Here is a 17,067-nt window from a genome sequence, read left to right on the forward strand (position 1 = left end):
GACACTATATTCCCTACATTTTCTTTTTTCACTTGCGGCGACACTATATTCCCTACATTTTCTTTCTTCACTTGCGGCGACACTATATTCCCTACATTCTCTTTCTTCACTTGCGGCGACACTATATTCCCTACATTTTCTTTTTTCACTTGCGGCGACACTATATTCCCTACATTTTCTTTCTTCACTTGCGGTGACACTATATTCCCTACATTCTCTTTCTTCACTTGCGGTGACACTATATTCCCTATATTGTCTTTTTTCACTTGCGGTGACACTATGTTTCCTATATTGTCTTTTTTCGTTTGCGGAGAAATGACATTGTTAGGTTTCATTTTATTAATTTGAGGAGCAATTAACTCGCTTCCCTTTTTTATTACGTCTGAAATTTTATATTCTTTTTTCGCTTTAATTGGTGGTTGCGGCGGCTGCGGTAATACATTGATAGAAAATTTAGTGTTTTCTTTCGTAGTAGGTTTTAGTTTTTCTATTTTCTCTACAACAGGTGGTTTTTGAATGACAGGCGGCTTTTCAACTGGCTTCTCTTTTTGAATCGGAATTTCTTTTTGCACTTCTTTTTGTGGCTTCACTTGCACTTCCTTTTGCGGCTTCACCTGTATTTCTTTTTGCGGTTTTATCTGCATTTCTTTTTGCGTTTGTTGCATAGCTGGTTGTTGTGTAATAGGTGTTGATTGATACGTGATCTCATCTTCATCTTCTATTCCAAGTGGCGTTGGTGTTGATGCAAACTCTTTTTGCTGCACCTCTTTTACATATTGTTTCGGGGGCGCTGAACCCGATCCAGTTTGTTGTTTCACATGAACGCTATGCGATGGCACTTTAATTTTCATCCCTGGCATAATTAGGTCTGGATTGCTAAGCTGTGTATTTGTTTTTTTTAGCGTTTCAAAATCCACTCCGTACTTTTTTGCAATTTTCCAAAGGGTCTCCCCTTTTTGCACGATATGAATTTTCAAATTTTCCCCCTCCTGTATAACTTATCTATAAGTAAAAACACTTTGAAGTAACACTTTCTAAACAACATTAACTTCTTTTACTTTTATCACTTCTTCTATTTTCAATATGATTCGAAGTGGAATAAGCATAGAAAAACCGCAATGATTTCCTCAACACAATGTATGCCTATTTCATCCTTGTTATGATTATATGTACGAAAAAAAGCAACGGAAATCCCGCTGCTTTAAACGCGCTCTAACATACGATTTAATGCAAGAACTGCCTCTTCTGTTACTTGTTTCTCTACACGAATAACGTTAATTTGTTCTCCTCTTTCTATGTTCTCAAGTGCCCATAACAGGTGAGGTAAGTCAATTCGGTTCATCGTTAAGCAAGGACACATAAACGGATTTAGCGAAATAATTTCTTTATCTGGATGTTGCTGAATAATTCGGTTCACTAAATTCATCTCTGTACCAATCGCCCACTTACTTCCCGCCGGAGCTGCTTCAATCATATCAATAATATATTTCGTTGATCCTGCATAATCAGAAGCAGCAACCACTTCATAACAACATTCAGGGTGAACAATAATATTCATATCCGGATGATTTTTTCGCACATTTTCAATATTTTTCACAGTGAAGTTTTGATGAACAGAACAATGGCCTTTCCATAAAATCACTTGAATTTCTTCTATATCTCCATCGTACTCTAATGAATCTGTATGCGGGTTCCACACTGCCATTTTTTCTAACGGAATACCTAAATCATACGCTGTATTTCTTCCTAAATGTTGGTCTGGTAAAAAGACGAGACGCTCTTTTTGTGTAAACGCCCAAGACACCATTTGTTTTGCATTAGAAGAGGTTACTGTTGCCCCTCCATTACGACCACAAAACGCTTTGATCGCAGCTGTTGAATTTACATACGTTAATGGAATCATCGTATCCCCAAATAATTTCGCGAGCTCTTTCCACGCTCTTTCTGTTTGTTCAATATCTGCCATATCTGCCATAGAACAGCCGGCACGCATATCCGGTAAGATGACAATTTGATCATCTGTCGTTAACATATCTGCCGTTTCTGCCATAAAGTGCACACCACAAAACACAATATATTTTGCCTCTTTATTATTCGCTGCAACTTGCGCGAGTTGCAGTGAGTCCCCTGCTGCATCTGAAAATTGCACCACTTCATCTTTTTGATAATGATGTCCTGGAATAAATAGTAATGCCCCCATTTTTTCTTTAATTTCACGGACACGCTCTTCCATCTCTAATGTAGACATCGTTTGATAATGCTCTGGTAACATTACTTCGATTGGCTGAACTTTCTCTAAAATACCCATTTATGATTCTCCCCCTCTAAACCACTCTCATTAGGCCTCAATATTAAAACTAATATCAAGTGCTTTCACTGAATGTGTTAACGCTCCAAGTGAAATATAATCTACCCCTGCTTTTCCATATTTTGATAAATCTTCAATTGTAATACCACCTGAGGCCTCCGTAACGATGGCACTTGGTACAATTTTTGAAAACTCACGAATCTCTTCTGGCGTACGATTATCGAACATAATAACATCTGCGCCGGCCTCTACTGCTTCTCTTACTTGCGCCTCTGTCTCTGTTTCGACTTCTACTTTCACCATATGTCCCAATCTTTCTTTCACCGATGTAACAGCTTTTGTAATCGAGCCAGCAAAAGCAATATGATTGTCTTTAATCATGACACCATCATATAAACCGAATCTGTGGTTAAATCCGCCCCCGCATACTACAGCATATTTATCAAACATACGTAGTCCTGGCATCGTTTTTCTCGTATCACAAATGCGTGTATGACTGCTATCTAAAGCAAAAACCGCCTTACGTGTCATCGTCGCTATCCCGCTCATACGCTGAATAACGTTTAATATAACGCGCTCTGCCGTTAATAATGATGCGATTGGGCCTTGCACGGTTGCAATTATTTCGCCTTTTTCTACAAGATCCCCATCTTTTTTATGAAGTTCAACTTCAATTCTCTGATCAATTAATTTAAATCCTTCTTCAATTACTAAGCACCCTGCAAATACCCCTGTATCCTTTACAAGAAACGTTCCTTTCGCAAGTGCATTATCGGGAAAGATAAGCTGAGATGTTACATCTCTTTCTCCTATATCTTCTAGAAAAAATCGATTTAATGCTTCCTTAACTTTTAACGTATTCATAAAACCCCTCTTCCCCTTATTAAACAAGTTGTAGTTTTCTTCTCACTCGGATAATCTCTTTTTTCACGCTATTTCTTTCTGGATAATCAATGCGATAATGACCACCAACACTGTCTTCTCTTTGCAAAGCTGATACTGTTATAAGCTCACAAACTGTTAACATATTAATAAGCGTTATCTCTTCATTTGTAAGTGCATCATATTGTAAGATCATATTTCGCACACCGTACCTACTAAACCATCTCTGAGCATATGATAAATTTTTCTCAGTTCGCACAATCCCAACATATTTCATCATGCATTCTTGTATTTCTTCTTTCAACGGTAAATCATTAAGAGCTATAAAACTTTTCCCTCTCTCTTCCGGCACATTTTTTCTTTCCTCTGCTGGCTTAGCTAAAATGTGTTTTCCTATTCGTCTTCCAAACACAAGACCTTCTAATAATGAATTACTCGCCAATCTATTCGCACCATGAACTCCATTACAAGCCACTTCACCGACCGCATATAAGTTTGAAATGGACGTCTCTCCGTCACCATTCGTCTTCACGCCGCCCATATGAAAATGAGCGCCCGGTACGACCGGAATAGAATTTTCTTTTAAATCAATACCATTCTTTTTACATAATGATGAGACGGTCGGAAAACGTTGTTCAAAGTTTTGAATGGTTTCGATGTTTAAGTACACTTTTTCACCTGCAAGAAGTTGTTCATGAATAGCCCTTGCCACTACATCACGCGGTGCGAGATCTTTCCCGGGATGTATATCCATCATAAAACGCTGTCCTTTTCCATTTATAAGGACAGCTCCTTCACCACGGACTGCTTCAGAAACGAGACCACAACATCGCCCGTCCACGTATAACATCGTCGGATGAAATTGTACAAATTCTAAATCAACAAGTTCCCCCCCAGCTCGATATATCATCGCAAGTCCGTCGCCTGTAATTGTCTCATCATTCGATGTAAAGGCGTACAAACCACCTATTCCTCCTGATGCTAACACCGTATTATCAGCATAGTAACGCTTCAGCTTCCCTTCACTATTTCGCGTTAAAGCTCCTATGCATTTATTATTTTCTATAATAAAATCGAGCACCATTTCATGCTCAACGACAGTAACGTTCGGAACTACTTCTTGTATTAAATGCTCTAATAGATTTTTACCAGTTGCATCTCCTCCGGCATGTAAAATGCGCCGTTTTCGATGCGCCCCTTCTTTACCAAGGTGGATCCCTTTTTCATCCCCATCAAATTTCATTCCATTCGTAATAAGCTTACTTATTTCTTTCGGTCCCTCTTCAACTAAATAACGAACTGCTTCTTCGTTGTTATAATGGCAACCTGCCACTAATGTATCTTCAAAATGCCCACTCGGATCGTCATATGTAGCAACAGCTGCTGCAATTCCTCCTTGAGCTAAATGTGTATTATTATTACGTCCTGTTTTTTTTGTGATAATTATCACATTCTTTTCGTGACAAAGCTCTTTCGCAACACGAAGCGCCGCAACGCCACTTCCAATAATCAAGACATCTGCACTTGGCATAATTATTGCCTCCCACTTTACACTTTCCAACTGTCTTGACACCTATATTTACATAGTTTTAAAATAATGACAAGAGTTTTTTTACAATTCTTATTTTCACTACCATTCTAAAAACGAAAACAAATGTCACTCTTACTGAAGAGAGGAAATTACATGATGATATATCTAGATTATGCAGCGACAACACCTATGAGCGAAGAAGCTTTAGAAACATATGTAGAAGCAGCAAAGAAATATTTCGGAAATGAACAAAGTTTACACGATATCGGCGGAAGCGCATCATCTTTATTGCAAGTTTGTAGAGAAACATTTGCAGAAATGATTGGGGGTAAGGAACAAGGTGTATTCTTTACAAGCGGCGGTTCAGAATCTAACTACCTTGCGATTCAATCCCTTCTAAATGCTAGAAATGGAAAGCACATTATTACGACACCTATGGAACACGTATCGATTCGAAGTTATTTTCAATCCTTACAATCGCAAGGTTATACTATTACTGAGATTCCTGTTGATAAAAGTGGGATAATTCATTTAGTAGATTTAGAAGCAGCTATTACAGAAGATACTGCTCTAGCAAGTATACAGCACGGAAACTCTGAAATCGGGACCGTTCAAAACATTGCAGAGATCGGAGCACTTTTAAAAAAATATAATGTTTTATTTCATTCGGATTGTGTTCAAACGTTTGGTAAACTTCCAATAGACGTTAAAGCGATGGAGATTGATAGCCTCTCTGTTTCAGCCCATAAAATATACGGACCGAAAGGAGTTGGAGCTTGCTATATAAATCCGCAAGTTCGCTGGGAACAAGTATTTCCGGGAACTTCTCATGAAAAAGGCTTTCGCCCTGGTACAGTGAACGTTCCTGGAATCGCTGCTTTTTTAACAGCCGCAGAGCATATATTAAAGAATCAAAAGGAAGAGAGCTTTCGTTTTAAACAATTACGATCTTATTTTTTAGAGCAATTACAAACACTTCCTCTAGAAATTGAAGTGAAAGGACATTCTACTTCTTGTTTACCACATATTATTGGGGTTACAATAAAAGGAATAGAAGGTCAGTATACAATGTTAGAATGTAACCGTCATGGTATAGCCATTTCAACTGGAAGTGCTTGCCAAGTAGGTAAACAAGACCCTTCAAAAACAATGCTTGCAATTGGAAAAACGTATGAAGAGGCAAAACAATATGTCCGCTTTTCTTTCGGACATCACACAACGAAAGAACAAATTGATACAACTATTCATGCACTACACACAATTGGAAATCAATTTTATAGAGGTGTTAAATCATAATGAAACAAAATGATCAAAAAAAGATTTTAGGCGAAGAAAGACGACAACTCATCCTTGAGTGGCTTCTTGCTGCAAATGAACCATTATCAGGGAATGAACTATCTAAAAAGACAAACGTAAGTAGGCAAGTTATCGTTCAAGACATTTCCTTACTAAAAGCACGAAATGAACCAATTATTGCGACTGCACAAGGGTATTTATATTTAAAGCCACAAACAAGACAACAAGCTTTTGAACGCGTAATCGTATGCCAACATAAACCGGCAGAAGTACGTCAAGAACTTACTATGTTAGTTGACCACGGCGTTACAATTAAAGACGTAAAAGTTGAGCATCCTGTATACGGCGACTTAACAGCATCGATTATGGTAAGTAATCGCTTCGATGTAGAGCAATATTTACAAAAAATCGAAAACACAAACGCTTCCTATCTTTCGCAACTAACAGATGGTATTCACTTACATACAATTGAAGCAGATTCTAAAGAGAAATTAGATGCCGCTTGTGAGGCACTAGACCGCGCTGGATTTCTCGTTTATTAATGTAAAGCACAGAGTTTTTTATCCCGCATTAACGGGCAGTAAGACTCCCACCTCAAAATCCGGCTGGAGCAAGGTAGTTAGATGGGAGATCAACTGCCCGTAAACGCCCGATTGGTTCAACTAATAATCAGTGGGGGATGAACAGAACCCCCACTGATTAAAGTTTCACTTTATCATTCTCTGTGCTTTTATTTTGTAAATGTTATAATATTGTAATCAATTGTAAAGGGGATCAAATATGGGGATTGAACTCGTTCACTTTAGCACTGGTAAGCCGAAACAAATGAAATATGGCGAAGATAAAGAAATGATAACAGGTATATGTAAAAATCCTACAGAAGAAGCCTTTCTCTCAAAAGACGGATTCCGTGGTGATGATGTAGCGGATTTAAAACACCACGGGGGACCTGATCGCGCAGTTTGTGTGTACCCACACGAGCATTACGCACTATGGGAAGAGGAATTTCAAACTACACTTCCAGCTTCCACATTTGGCGAAAACATTACCGTAACAAATATGTTAGAGCGTGATGTATGCATCGGAGATACATATCAACTAGGCGAAGCAATCATTCAAGTTACACAAGCGAGAGTACCTTGTAGCACAATTTCAAAACGCCTTGGTATTCCTGGCATTTTGCCACGTATTGTAGCAACTGGATATACTGGGTATTTATGTCGTGTTCTTCAAGAAGGTACTGTACGTCAAGATTCTAAAATTACATTATTAGAGCGTCCATCAAACAATGTATCTGTTTTGTTCTCTAACGAAATTTATTTTCATAATAGGAAAGATAAAGATGGCATTGCGAAGGTTCTTGCTGTACAAGAACTAGCCGAGATTTGGCGTGGTCAGTTAGAGGATCGTCTTTCGAAGTTAAAATAATAAATCCCACCTTTTATAGGTGGGACTCTATTTATCTATCATACGGTATACTAGCGACCGAAATTATATCGACTTAACTACAAAATAAGACAAACACTCCCCTTACAACCAATAAGAAGAATAACTCCCCAGCACAGTAACAGAAAACCCGAGTGCTTCAAGTTCCATTGTTACGCCTGGCAATAATACATCATCATATGCTTTGTCGACGTCGATTAAGAAAAAGTAATTTCCAAGGCCTGTTTTCATCGGGCGCGATTCAATTTTGGATAAGTTTAATTTTCTCCATGCGAAAGCTGATAACACTTGATATAGTGCCCCTGCGTAATCAGCAGGTAACGTTATCATAAGCGTCGTTTTCTCTCCTCGGTTTTCTCCGTTATTTGGGAGTACTGCTTTCTTTTTCTTATGGAGAACAAGGAAACGTGTATGATTGTTTTTATGCGTATGAATATCACGCCTTACAATTGTTAATCCGTATTTTTCTGCCGCTGCTTCATTTGCAATAGCTGCAATTTTTTCTTCAGGATGTTCTTTCACATATTGTGCAGCAGCGCTTGTTGATGTCATATCGCGAACGGTTACCCCTTTTAATTCCTCATTTAAAAATTTATGGCACTGTGCAATGGCATGTGGATGAGAATGTACAGCGTATACTTCTTTCCACACTCCTTCGTACTGCGGGTGTACGAGTAAATGTTGCTGAATTGGCACTGTAATTTCTCCTACAATGGAAAGTGGCTGCTCATGTACGAGATAATCAACCGTTATATTAACTGAACCTTCTATGGCGTTCTCTAACGGTACAACTGCGAAATCTACGTTTTCATTTGCGGCTGCATCAATACAATCTGGAATCGTTCGATACGGTACATGCTCTGCTTCCGGAAAAAAACGACTCACCGCCATATTTGTAAATGTTGCCTCTGGTCCTAAATATCCTACTCGAATCATCGTCTTTTCCCTCTCTTTTTCGTTTTCTTACTGTTATACCATACTTTTTTATATTCTTCTATGTAAATTTCGAATATTTAAAAAAGACCAGCATTCGCTAGTCTAAATGTTTCTTGTATTCTCTTTGAGCGAAGAAGAAATAAATGATACATGCAGCGATATAAAACAGAATAAACAAACCTACTTTTCTTAATGAACCGTCCATAAAGAGAGTATTATGAAACGTATATAACGCAACTGCACTATGCATACTTCCTACTATAATAGGTGCAAAAAATAGCATACATAATTGCCAACGAGAAATCTTCCACACCTCTTCCTTTGTCATCCCAAGTTTAGAGAGTGCACCATACTGTTTACGATCCGATGCAATATTATGAAACCATTTAAAATATACGATACTACATGAAGTAAGGAAGAATAATATACTAATGAATGAGCCTACAAATAGAGTAAGATTACCGAACTCTTTCATATTCACATATAACTCCATATTACTTCGAAATGCATCATTATTATCTTGTTTCATATGTTTCCGTAAATCTTCGTTTAATTCTTTCGTATTTTCGATATTTGGTAATGTGTAACCTCTATATATCATTTTTTCAGAATCCGGAATTGTATTTGCTATACTGTTAAAATCTTCATCATTCATGACAAAAAACAGACCATTAATGTATGAAGGGTGATAGTTAAATTGTACCCCTTCTTTCTGACCGTTAAATGCGAATGGATACGCTTGATTCATTACTTGCAATTGAATCTCTTTTTGATTATATGCATTTGGATAATTGCGTTTATTATAATAGACAAGTGTAACTGTTCCTTTTTTAGGATAATACATTTTCTGTTTTTGTTTTCTTGCCTCTTGATTGTATTCACTTTCCTTTATAAGCGGTGCTACCTCTGTTTCTCCCTTATTGGACTGAAAGGATGCATACACTCCAACAAAACTCATATATTGAAAATTATCATATCCATATTGATGTAATAAGTTTTCAACCTTGTCTTTCTCGAAAACTTCATGAGCAGAAGTACCTTTTTCTATGTATGAAAATGAGTGTACTCCTCCGCCACGCCACATATCTTGCATGCTAGAAAAATATAAGAACACCGTACCTGTCGCCGTAACGACAAACGTTGTTGCCATAGACAACAGAAAGAAAAAGCGACTATTTTCCTTCATTCGATGTGACAATTGATTCACTATAAATAAATACGGATATGTATACATAATCTTTTTATTTCGTTTTATCACTTCTAACAATTGGCTAACACCATGTGTAAAAGAAAAATACGTTCCAAAAAAGATAAGTATAGACACAGGGAAAAAGTATAATGCTATCGTTGGCATCGTCACTTGTAGCGCTAGCGCATATCCCGTTCCTAAACAAGCAAAGCCGAATAAACAAAGCCACTTTGATGTTTTCCTCTCTCGTTTATCTGTTCGAAATTCTTTTAATAACCGTATGATTTTTATATTCCATATACGTAAAGCACTTATAAAAGATAACAGAACAAAGACGAGCATATATATAACAAACGTTACACCAATCGCTCTCATGTCAAATATGACAGGGAGTTCTTTCGGAAGATGAAGTAACATACTAAATACCATAAAAAAGAGTTTCAAAAAAATCATGCCAAGCCCAATACCGAAAATATTGGCGAAAATTCCGATCAATATTTGCTCGGTCATAATCACTCCTATTACGTTAGACTTCGTCGCTCCCATTAACATATATAACCCTAATTCTTTCTTACGTGCTTCTATGAAAATAGAAGTAGAGTATAAAATAAATATGACGAAAAAAGAAATAATTATAACGTTACATATGATAAGTCCCCAGCGTACATTTTGATACCACATCGTCTCTTGCATATACGGATGTACAATGACAGACATGTATGCATAAGAAGCAAATATGGCAAAACAACTACTTAAGAAAAACACTTTATAATTACGCCAATTTCCCTTTATATTTTGTAGCGCCAGTTGCCGAATGTTCATCTATCGTCCTCCTGTACCTTACTACACAGGCAAAAAGCTAGAGGTTTCCCTAGCTTTTCACGTGTTTTAAATATCCTCTTTGCGCGATCATAAAGTAAATGGCAGAAGCTAAAATATAAGCCCCTATTACAATCGCACCTGATTTCCATAAATCGATATAAAGCATTTTCCCTAACGTATGAAGAGCAAACCCACTATGAATTGTACCGATTAAAATTGGGATAAAGAAGATAACACCCATCTGACGAATTGCAATTTTATGAATTTCTTTATCTGTCATACCAATTCTTTTTAATGACTTAAATTGAATACGATCTTGTTCTTTATCATTAAACCATTTAAAGTATGTCATGCTACACGCAAAGAAGAAGAACAGTACTGCTACGAAGAATCCGATGAACATTGTAATCGCTCCACCTTCTCTTATATCTTTATAAGCGAACACTGCGTTTCTCAATTCCCCTTGCTTTTCTGGTGCAATTTCCTTTTTCAAATCTAGCACAAGGTCTTCCGTACTTTTCCAGTCTTCAATATAATAACCATAATATTTCGTCTTTTCTTCATCTGGTACGAGCTTTTCGTATTTCTCAAAATCTTGATCATTCACAATGAGATATTCGCTATCATTAAAAACAGAATATGACGTTGGCTCATTTAATTGAGCAGACTGCATTTGTCCGTTGATTGTAAATTCATACGGTTTCGTACGATCTATCTTCATAAGTTCATTTGCTGCACCAACCATAACCATCGTCGCACTACCTGGTGCATTATGAACCTCTGTAATTTGCTCTTTCTTTTGTTTACGCACTTCCGCGTTATATTCTTTTTCTGAAATAATCGTCATTGGTACTTCACGTTCACTGTTAAACAACATTATTTTCTGTGTTGCAGGTAGTTTTACGTAAGTTACTTTTCGTGCATCTTCAAACCCATGTTTTTTTACAATCTCTTGTTCTTTTTCTTCATTAATCAGGCTATGCGTATTTAGTCCCTTTTCCTCATATGAAATAGCATGCGGTGTAAGCTCTATCGTTTTCGCACTCATATTTTCAAAATATACATAAAGCGTACCAACCGCTGAAGAAACAACCGCCGTAATAATAGAAATAACAAATAGAAAACGAGCATTATCTTTCATTTTATAAATAAGATTGCTAAGTACAAACATATTGGGATACGTATAAAAAGATTGTTTTCGTTTTTGCAATGCCTTTAATACGACTGTACTTCCTTGCGTAAATAGTAAATACGTTCCGCCAATCGTCAGTCCGACAATTGGTAAGAAATACATAATGAAATTCATAATTGTTACTTGGAAACAAAGTATATACGCAGCAATAATACAGCCTATACCAACTACCCCTAACCATGTAAATGCAAAAGGTTCTACTTTTTGTTTTCTTGCCTCTCTTAATAAATCAATAATTTGCAAGCGGCCTACTGTCCAAACACTAAACAATGATAGTATTAAAAAGAGGACAAAGTATATGCCAACTGTAATAAGAACTGCTTTTCCATTCCACACAAGCGGCAGTGTTTTATCAATTTTTAGTAAGACACTGAGTGCTTGGAAGAAAAGTTTTGAACAAAGCATTCCAATCCCAATACCTACTACAATGGCAATACTCCCTAACATCAGTTGCTCTAATATAATCATTCGGCCGAGCTGAGACTTCGTTCCACCTATTAACGTTAATAAGCCAAATTCTTTTTTTCTTGCTCGTAAAAACGTTGAATTCGCATATAAAATAAAGAGTGCTGAGAAGATGACTACAATATAATTCATCGATTCTAACCCTTTTGTAATCATCGTCTTCATACTAATATTACCGCTTACGACATCTGGATGATAAATGAAGGAAGCATACATGAAAAATACGACAATCGATAAACAACTACTAATAAGAAACGCTTTATAATTACGCCAATTTCCTTTTACGTTATTAAGCGCGAGCTGGCGAAAGTTCATGATATTCTCCTCCTAGCATCGCAAGTACGTCTAAAATTTCTTGGAAAAAGGCTTGCTTCGTTCTTCCTTTATGTATTTCTGAAAAAATCTCTCCATCACGTATGAAAAGGATACGTTCGCAATAACTAGCGGCTACTGGATCATGTGTTACCATTGCAATCGTTACTTTCTTTTGCTCATGCAAATCTTGAAGTGCTCCCATTAATGATTTCGCTGACTTAGAATCTAAGTTTCCTGTTGGCTCATCCGCTAAAATTAATGTTGGTTCATGAATAATCGCCCTTGCAGCTGCTGCACGTTGTTGTTGTCCACCTGATACTTCGTATACTTTTTTATTTAAAATTTCTTCGATGTTTAAAAACCTCGCAATTTCAAGTACTTTCGCATCAATTTCTTTTACAGATTTCTTCGCCATTACAAGCGGCAAAATAATATTTTCTTTAATCGATAATGTATCAAGTAAGTTGAAATCTTGGAAAATGAATCCTAGATGTGTACGGCGAAATTCCGCCAATTTTGCAGCACGCATTTGATTAATTTCTTCACCATTTACAAGCACATGACCTGAAGTTTGCTTATCAATTGTTGCTAATAAATTTAAAAGCGTTGTTTTTCCGCTTCCTGAAGGCCCCATAATCCCTACAAACTCGCCTTCTTCAATTTTAAAATTTATATCATTTAAAGCAGTCGTCGCTACTGAACCTTTTGATTGGTACACCTTTGTTAACCCTTTTACTTCAAGAACACTCATTTCTAATCCCCCTACGTGTTTTCTTCTTACATTTACTATAAGAAAAATAAGAAAAAGAAACGAGTGATTTCCCTTACAAAACGTTTTGTTATCTTACAGTTTTGTCATTTTTCTCATTAATGTATGATATTCTTCATCTTTTGCAAATTGGAACGTAACTGTTGTTCCTTCCCCTTCAGTTGATTGTACATACACTCCATGATGTAAATTACCGCAGATTTCCTTCGTAATATATAAACCCATACCTGTCGCTTCCCTTGTTTTACGGCCGTTTATTCCCGTAAAGAACGGATCAAATATACGCTTTACATCTTGCTCAGGAATACCAATTCCATTGTCCTTAATATGTAATAACACCTTTTGATCTTTCTCTTCAATTTGAAATTGAATTTCTTTTTTCTCTGCTTCTGAAATTTTTGTATACTTAATTGCATTCACAACAATTTGGCTCATCGCGATACTAAGCCACTTTCTATCAGACGCAATCATACAAGTCTCTTCTTCAAACATCATTTTCGGAAATACAGAAGATTGAATGAACGACTTCCGATTTTCATTAATAATATCTCGAATGACCTCTATAACATTTACTACTTCTACTTTATAGTCTTTCGAAAATTGATCTAACCTTGCCATATGTAACGCTAAATCTAAACCATTTAAAATACGGTTATTTTCTTCACGAATACTTTCAATCGTTCCCCTTGCTTCACGGTGCTCCTTACCATATTTCTGTAACAATAATTCAATAACGGATACTGGTGTTTTCATTTGATGGATCCACTGGTTCATAAAAATCATTTGCTGTTGCTCTTTTGCATGCTGCTTATGAACTTCATTCATATATTGCTGCCTTAATAGCGTAAACGCTTCAACAACCAGTTCTTGCTCTGACGTATAAGAAGTATCAATAAGTAAAGAGTCATGTAATGTATGTCCACCGGCAATATACTGTTCTATCCTCTTTAAAAACACACTTCGTTTTCGGTAATCGTAAATAAGGTATACACTAAATACAACTGTCCCTAATAAAAGTCCGTATAACCATGTACTCCAGTCCAGCGCACGCTTTTCTAAAAGGCTTTGCAACTGCAATACGAGTCCAAATAAACAAAGGCTTATAATGTAAGAAAGGATTAAGGAAAAACGTTCTATGAGGTAATTTTTAACCTTCATGCCCTTCGCCCCACTCAGTAAGAAGAGCATAACCGTACCCACGCTTTGTGACAATTGCATTTTTAATGCCTAACTCCTCAAGTTTCTTCCTTACACGCTTTACATTCACGGTTAATGTATTATCATCAACAAAAGCTACTTCATCCCATAAAGCCTCTAACAGCTCTTCACGTGTCACGTATTGATTTGCTTGTTTCATTAAACATTCTAATAAATAAAACTCATTTTTTGTAAGTTCCGTTTGTTGACCTTCCCACTCTACTGTGTGCTGTGATGGGAATAATAACAATCCATTAACACCTAAGCAGTCACTTTCCGCGGCCAAAGCATACTCACCATACCCGCGGCGGAGTGCACTTTTCACCTTTGCCATTACGATATCTAAATGGAATGGCTTTGTAATGTAATCATCTCCGCCATTTTCAATCGCCATTACTTGATCCATTTCCCCTGTTCTTGCAGAAACAAAAATAATCGGCGCATTCGATACAGTGCGGATTTGGCGGCACCAGTAGAAGCCATCAAAGTATGGTAAATTAATATCAAGTAACACAAGATGAGGACTTACTTTTACAAACTCATCTTTTATATGCCGTAAATCGCTCACTCTGAAAGATTGATATCCATACCTTTCTAAATGCTCCTCTAATATCTCTGCAATTTTTTCATCATCTTCTACAATTAATATTTTATACATATTCCTTTTCTCCCCATAAAATATTCTTCTAAAATCACTCCTTTTTCTATTATAAATTGAAACTTTAATCAATGGGGATTTTTTCCTATATCGACTTATGGTTCGCCTATATGAATTGGGTTTTTACTGGACTCAAATAACGAAAAAAAAAGACCGCCATATTTCGGCAGTCTTAATCGATAAATTCAAATTGATATTCAAGAATTTTCACAATATCTCCGTCTGTTGCACCACGTGCACGAAGGGCTTCATCAATACCCATTCCACGCATTTGACGAGCAAATCGGCGTACAGATTCATCACGTGAGAAGTCTGTCATCTTGAATGTTTTCTCAATGTCATAACCAGAAATAACAAATGTGCCATCACTTTCGCGTGTAATTTCAAAATTAGATTCAGATTCAAATTTGTACATTACACTTGCTTCAGATTCTTCTACATCATCGTACATTGGGAATTCTGGTGTTGTTTCTAATAAGTTCGCTACTTCAAATAGTAAGTCACGAACACCTTGTTTCGTTACAGCTGAGATTGGGAAAATTTTCACTTCGTCTCCCAATTTCTCTTTAAATGCTTGTAAGTTTTCTTCTGCATCTGGCATATCCATTTTGTTTGCAACAACAACTTGTGGACGCTCAGTTAAACGCATATTGTATTCTTTTAGTTCATTATTGATTGTGACATAATCTTCATATGGCTCACGTCCTTCTAAACCAGACATATCAATAACGTGCACAATTACACGTGTACGTTCGATATGACGTAAGAATTGGTGTCCAAGTCCAACGCCGGAGTGTGCGCCTTCAATTAGTCCAGGAAGGTCAGCCATAACGAAGCTGCGGTTATCACCAGTTTCAACAACACCAAGATTCGGAACGATTGTTGTAAAGTGATATTCTGCAATTTTCGGACGCGCTGATGATACAACAGATAATAATGTAGATTTACCTACACTTGGGAATCCAACAAGTCCAACATCTGCTAGCACTTTAAGTTCTAGCGTGACATCACGTTCTTGACCTGGTTCCCCGTTCTCAGCGATTTCTGGCGCTGGGTTCGTCGCTGTTGCGAAACGTGAATTACCACGGCCACCACGGCCACCTCTTGCGATTACAGCTGTTTGTTCATGCGTTACTAAATCGGCAAGAATTTCACCTGTTTTTTCATCTTTCACTATTGTTCCTGGTGGAACCTTTACGATTAAATCTTCAGATTTACGACCGTGCTGACCTTTACTCATTCCGTGCTGACCGCGATCAGCTTTGAAATGACGTTGGTAGCGGAAGTCCATTAATGTACGTAAGCCTTCCTCAACAACAAAAACAACATCTGCACCTTTACCACCGTCGCCACCTGCTGGGCCACCTTTAGGTACATACTTCTCACGACGATACGCAACCATTCCGTTACCACCGTCGCCGCCTTTTACATATATCTTGACCTGATCTACAAACATTATTTCACCACACTTTTTTCGATTAGTTGTAATATAACTGAGACTTCTTCGTCTCGTACTGTATAAGAAATGGAATACCATTTATTGTTTTCGTTCGCAAGCCACGTTTGTAGTTCTTCTACATTCGTTAGCTTTCCACGAAAATCAAAAAAGAAACGAGCATTCTCCGCGTCACATTCAATTGTGATACAAACATAATTTTCAACATATACGTCTAAACTATGCTGAAGCATTAAGAAAAACTGATTCGTCCATGTACATACAGTCTCATCTAGATGAGATAAGTTATGTAATTTCCCTAATACTTCGTACTCCAATAAGCACGGTTGCTGTTTCCAATTATATGTTAAAATCCACTCTGAAAATAAAGGCATTGATAGCCCCATCAGATTGGATTCTTGTCTCGCTTCTTGGACAAAACGATCGATGAGCCTATGAATCTCTTCCACTTTTCCAAGGGAAAGATTTCCTTTAACCATCTGCAAACGATTGAGCCAATCATGTCTCGAGTGGCTCAACGCATCTATAATTGTCCATTTTTCATTCATTTAGATACCCCTTAATATAGAAAAACTCTAACCTGCACTCAGGTTAGAGTTTTCCGT

General features: G+C 37.1%; 14 protein-coding genes and 1 pseudogene. 3 read left to right on the forward strand and 12 right to left on the reverse strand.

Features of this window, described 5'->3' with window-relative positions:
* The 4 genes and pseudogenes from exsA to nadB all read right to left on the reverse strand — a co-directional run.
* Positions 1–977, reverse strand: a pseudogene (exsA, locus tag SB773_RS20130) (spore coat assembly protein ExsA); the annotation flags it as partial.
* A gap of 224 nt (positions 978–1,201) precedes the next feature.
* Positions 1,202–2,308, reverse strand: coding sequence for a quinolinate synthase NadA (gene nadA, locus SB773_RS20135; RefSeq protein WP_410591701.1), 1,107 nt, complete (start codon positions 2,306–2,308; stop codon positions 1,202–1,204).
* A gap of 30 nt (positions 2,309–2,338) precedes the next feature.
* On the reverse strand, positions 2,339–3,172 hold the full coding sequence (gene nadC, locus SB773_RS20140) for a carboxylating nicotinate-nucleotide diphosphorylase (protein ID WP_410591703.1): 834 nt from the start codon (positions 3,170–3,172) through the stop codon (positions 2,339–2,341).
* 19 nt (positions 3,173–3,191) lie between these two features.
* Positions 3,192–4,721 carry an L-aspartate oxidase gene (gene nadB, locus SB773_RS20145; protein WP_410591705.1) on the reverse strand — a complete coding sequence of 510 codons (1,530 nt, stop codon included), beginning with the start codon at positions 4,719–4,721 and terminating at the stop codon, positions 3,192–3,194.
* A 153-nt stretch (positions 4,722–4,874) separates the two neighbouring features.
* Here nadB and SB773_RS20150 point away from each other — a divergent pair, with 153 nt between their 5' ends.
* The 3 genes from SB773_RS20150 (at position 4,875) to SB773_RS20160 (ending at position 7,445) form a co-directional block, all read left to right on the forward strand.
* Positions 4,875–6,017 (forward strand): IscS subfamily cysteine desulfurase, encoded by a 1,143-nt coding sequence (locus tag SB773_RS20150; protein ID WP_410591707.1) that lies wholly within the window; start codon positions 4,875–4,877, stop codon positions 6,015–6,017.
* Positions 6,017–6,559, forward strand: coding sequence for a transcription repressor NadR (locus SB773_RS20155; RefSeq protein WP_002034157.1), 543 nt, complete (start codon positions 6,017–6,019; stop codon positions 6,557–6,559). Before SB773_RS20150 ends, SB773_RS20155 begins: the two co-directional genes overlap by 1 nt.
* 238 nt (positions 6,560–6,797) lie before the next feature.
* Positions 6,798–7,445, forward strand: coding sequence for an MOSC domain-containing protein (locus SB773_RS20160; RefSeq protein WP_410591709.1), 648 nt, complete (start codon positions 6,798–6,800; stop codon positions 7,443–7,445).
* Between the two features lie 102 nt (positions 7,446–7,547).
* Here the strand turns inward: SB773_RS20160 and pheA are convergent, their stop codons facing one another.
* From pheA to SB773_RS20200, 8 genes are all read right to left on the reverse strand, one after another.
* Complete coding sequence (gene pheA, locus SB773_RS20165; protein WP_002034155.1) at positions 7,548–8,399, reverse strand: prephenate dehydratase; 852 nt, start codon at positions 8,397–8,399, stop codon at positions 7,548–7,550.
* 97 nt (positions 8,400–8,496) lie between these two features.
* Positions 8,497–10,410, reverse strand: a complete 1,914-nt coding sequence (locus tag SB773_RS20170; RefSeq protein ID WP_410591712.1) for an FtsX-like permease family protein — start codon at positions 10,408–10,410, stop codon at positions 8,497–8,499.
* Positions 10,411–10,459: 49 nt separating this feature from the next.
* On the reverse strand, positions 10,460–12,382 hold the full coding sequence (locus SB773_RS20175; RefSeq protein WP_410591714.1) for an ABC transporter permease: 1,923 nt from the start codon (positions 12,380–12,382) through the stop codon (positions 10,460–10,462).
* Entirely contained in the window at positions 12,357–13,133 is a 777-nt protein-coding gene (locus SB773_RS20180) for an ABC transporter ATP-binding protein (RefSeq protein ID WP_002015381.1), read from the reverse strand. The genes SB773_RS20175 and SB773_RS20180 overlap by 26 nt, the downstream gene beginning before the upstream one ends.
* Before the next feature lie 93 nt (positions 13,134–13,226).
* A complete protein-coding gene (locus SB773_RS20185; RefSeq protein WP_410591716.1) occupies positions 13,227–14,309 on the reverse strand; it encodes a HAMP domain-containing histidine kinase in 1,083 nt (360 codons plus the stop codon).
* Complete coding sequence (locus SB773_RS20190; RefSeq protein WP_410591718.1) at positions 14,299–15,006, reverse strand: response regulator transcription factor; 708 nt, start codon at positions 15,004–15,006, stop codon at positions 14,299–14,301. The genes SB773_RS20185 and SB773_RS20190 overlap by 11 nt, the downstream gene beginning before the upstream one ends.
* Positions 15,007–15,178: 172 nt before the next feature.
* Positions 15,179–16,462, reverse strand: a complete 1,284-nt coding sequence (gene obgE / locus SB773_RS20195) for a GTPase ObgE (RefSeq protein WP_002015378.1) — start codon at positions 16,460–16,462, stop codon at positions 15,179–15,181.
* Positions 16,462–17,010 carry a sporulation initiation phosphotransferase B gene (locus SB773_RS20200; protein WP_044442397.1) on the reverse strand — a complete coding sequence of 183 codons (549 nt, stop codon included), beginning with the start codon at positions 17,008–17,010 and terminating at the stop codon, positions 16,462–16,464. Before SB773_RS20200 ends, obgE begins: the two co-directional genes overlap by 1 nt.
* Between the last annotated feature and the right edge of the window lie 57 nt (positions 17,011–17,067).

It is taken from the genome of Bacillus sp. SIMBA_074 (assembly GCF_046534555.1).
Taxonomy (GTDB): Bacteria; Bacillota; Bacilli; order Bacillales; family Bacillaceae_G; genus Bacillus_A; species Bacillus_A mycoides.

Bases quoted from the DNA above. Each gene is read 5' to 3' on its own strand.
- nadA (WP_410591701.1), bottom strand. From the start codon at position 2,308: ATGGGTATTTTAGAGAAAGTTCAGCCAATCGAAGTAATGTTACCAGAG.
- nadC (WP_410591703.1), bottom strand. From the start codon at position 3,172: ATGAATACGTTAAAAGTTAAGGAAGCATTAAATCGATTTTTTCTAGAA.
- nadB (WP_410591705.1), bottom strand. From the start codon at position 4,721: ATGCCAAGTGCAGATGTCTTGATTATTGGAAGTGGCGTTGCGGCGCTT.
- SB773_RS20150 (WP_410591707.1), top strand. From the start codon at position 4,875: ATGATGATATATCTAGATTATGCAGCGACAACACCTATGAGCGAAGAA.
- SB773_RS20155 (WP_002034157.1), top strand. From the start codon at position 6,017: ATGAAACAAAATGATCAAAAAAAGATTTTAGGCGAAGAAAGACGACAA.
- SB773_RS20160 (WP_410591709.1), top strand. From the start codon at position 6,798: ATGGGGATTGAACTCGTTCACTTTAGCACTGGTAAGCCGAAACAAATG.
- pheA (WP_002034155.1), bottom strand. From the start codon at position 8,399: ATGATTCGAGTAGGATATTTAGGACCAGAGGCAACATTTACAAATATG.
- SB773_RS20170 (WP_410591712.1), bottom strand. From the start codon at position 10,410: ATGAACATTCGGCAACTGGCGCTACAAAATATAAAGGGAAATTGGCGT.
- SB773_RS20175 (WP_410591714.1), bottom strand. From the start codon at position 12,382: ATGAACTTTCGCCAGCTCGCGCTTAATAACGTAAAAGGAAATTGGCGT.
- SB773_RS20180 (WP_002015381.1), bottom strand. From the start codon at position 13,133: ATGAGTGTTCTTGAAGTAAAAGGGTTAACAAAGGTGTACCAATCAAAA.
- SB773_RS20185 (WP_410591716.1), bottom strand. From the start codon at position 14,309: ATGAAGGTTAAAAATTACCTCATAGAACGTTTTTCCTTAATCCTTTCT.
- SB773_RS20190 (WP_410591718.1), bottom strand. From the start codon at position 15,006: ATGTATAAAATATTAATTGTAGAAGATGATGAAAAAATTGCAGAGATA.
- obgE (WP_002015378.1), bottom strand. From the start codon at position 16,462: ATGTTTGTAGATCAGGTCAAGATATATGTAAAAGGCGGCGACGGTGGT.
- SB773_RS20200 (WP_044442397.1), bottom strand. From the start codon at position 17,010: ATGAATGAAAAATGGACAATTATAGATGCGTTGAGCCACTCGAGACAT.